Annotated in this window: 1 protein-coding gene; it reads left to right on the top strand. The window is 66.7% G+C overall.

Going from position 1 to position 2,056, the window contains the following annotated elements:
• The first annotated feature begins 416 nt into the window (after positions 1-416).
• Positions 417-1,964: a hypothetical protein gene (locus tag I6U14_RS08615; RefSeq protein WP_296898490.1), complete on the top strand. Its 1,548-nt coding sequence runs from the start codon at positions 417-419 to the stop codon at positions 1,962-1,964.
• The last annotated feature ends 92 nt before the right edge of the window (positions 1,965-2,056 follow it).

Below are 2,056 nucleotides of genomic sequence, written 5' to 3'. Positions count from 1 at the left end.
CGCGGCAGCAGGCGACGTCAGAGAGAGATCAATTGTGAGCGATCAGCCTGGGGATCGAGGAAGCCCAGGCGGTCGCCGGGTAGGTATTTCAATCTCCGCCGAAACCGCCCCCAATCGTTCATGCAGAACAGGTGCTTGGCGGGCAAAGCCGAGCACGGACTTGAAGGGGTCAGCAGAAGCATCGAAAATCCTTGGATCTTTTGTGTTCCCGCTGCGCGTAGCGCGGTGGGCACCCGATCCGAGGCCCGACACGCATGAACGAGTTGAAGACCCCCGTCTCGCGCCTGCTGCGTCTGGTTCGCCACGCACGAGACGGCTGGAAAGCCAAGGCGCTGGAGCGCCAGAAGCGCCTGCGTGCTGCGCAAGTGCGGATTCGCGACTTGGAGCACAGCCGTGCCTACTGGAAAGCGCGGGCGTTGTCGGCCGAGGGCCGAGCACCGGCGCGGGACGCCGGCGGCGGTGAAGCCGACGAGGACGGTGGCGAGGAGCCGCCTGCGGTGTTGGTACCGACGCCCGTCGCCAACCATCGTTATTCCCTGGAGGCGATCCAGTTGAGCCTGCAGCTGTATCTGCATGCCTCCTTCGGTTGTCGCGGGGTCAGTTGGGTCCTGCGCCTGTTGGCGGGCTACCTGCCGCTGGGCGCTCCCGCCGCGACCACCGTCCTGAACTGGTGCTGTCGGTTGGGCTTGGGCGTGTTGCGGCGTGTGCCGCCGCGGCGCGACGATTGGATTTTCGTCATCGACCACACGGTGGCTTTGGGCGCGATGAAGTGTCTGGTGGTACTGGGCATTCCCGCCGGTCGGTTGCGCGCGACCGGGTATTCGCCCCGTCATGGCGACATGACGGTGCTGGCCGTGGAGGTGATGGCGAACAGTACCGGGGTGCGGGTGGCGGCGGTGCTCAAGCAGGTGAGCGCGCGCACGGGTGTGCCGGTGCAGATCGTCTGCGACCATGGCAGCGATCTGCGCAAGGGCATCGCGCTGTTCCGCCAGCAGGCGCCGCGCTGCGTGGAGACCTATGACATCTCCCATGCGGTGGCGACGCAACTGAAGGCGCACTGGCGCGAGAACGCGCCCTGGCAGGCGTTCCTGCAACACTCGAGCACCATCTTGAGCCGCTTCCAACAGACCGACTTGGCGTTTCTGCTGCCGCCGCGCCAGCGCACGAAAGCGCGCTACATGGCGATCGACGCCCATATCGACTGGGCGCAGCGCCTGCTCGGCTATCACGACCAGGGCGATTTCAGCCTCATCGGGCGGGCGTGCGTGTTCAGCGCCGACGCTTGGGCGTACCTGCGCGCGGTGCAGGGCCAGCGCCGCATCGAGCCCCTGCGCGTGCTGATCGGACAGCGCTGCGAGACGCGCGCGGCCTTGTGCGAGGTGTTGCGCGCGCACGGCGCCGCGGCGCCGGATGCGCGCGATGACGCCTTCTGGCGCTTGGCCGATCGCGGCTATGCGCGCTTTCTCGAAGCCTTCGACTGGGTGTTGGCATACCGCGAGGTCTTGCCGGAGTGGACGCAGACGATGGCCGTGTCCAAGACCGTTCAGACGCTCCTGAAAACCGACGGGCTCTCGCGCACGACACCGGAGGCGCTGCATTCGGTGTTGGACGCGCAAGAACCGCTCGCCGCTGCGGTGGCCGACTTCCGCACGCGGGTGCTGCGGCACGTCGAACAGGAAGCCACCAAGCTGCCCGCCGACGTCACCTGGCTGGCGTCCTCCGACATCATCGAATCGGTCTTCGGCCACTACAAGACCTTCAGCGCTCGCGGCCCGCTCAAGGAGGTCGGTCGGCTGGTGCTGCTGATCCCCGCGTTCCTCTCGGAGCTCACCGCTCCAGTCATCCGCGAGGCGATGGCATCGGTGCGCAGCGTTGATGTCGAGCAGTGGGTCCAGACCCACCTCGGGCCTTCGATGCTGGCACGCCGACGGCGCGCCCTCAGGCCCGACATGAAAACTGCATGAACACTTCGCGGCTTCTCTGTGGGAAATTGAACAGCCTACCCAGCGCCTGCTCCACCAGCACCGCCAGCGAGCGCATGCCCTTGCGAAAGTCC

Origin of the sequence: Thiohalocapsa sp. (assembly GCF_019695415.1) — a bacterium.
In the GTDB taxonomy this organism is placed as follows: Bacteria; Pseudomonadota; Gammaproteobacteria; order Chromatiales; family Chromatiaceae; genus Thiohalocapsa.
This window is presented reverse-complemented; position numbering and strand designations above follow the sequence as displayed.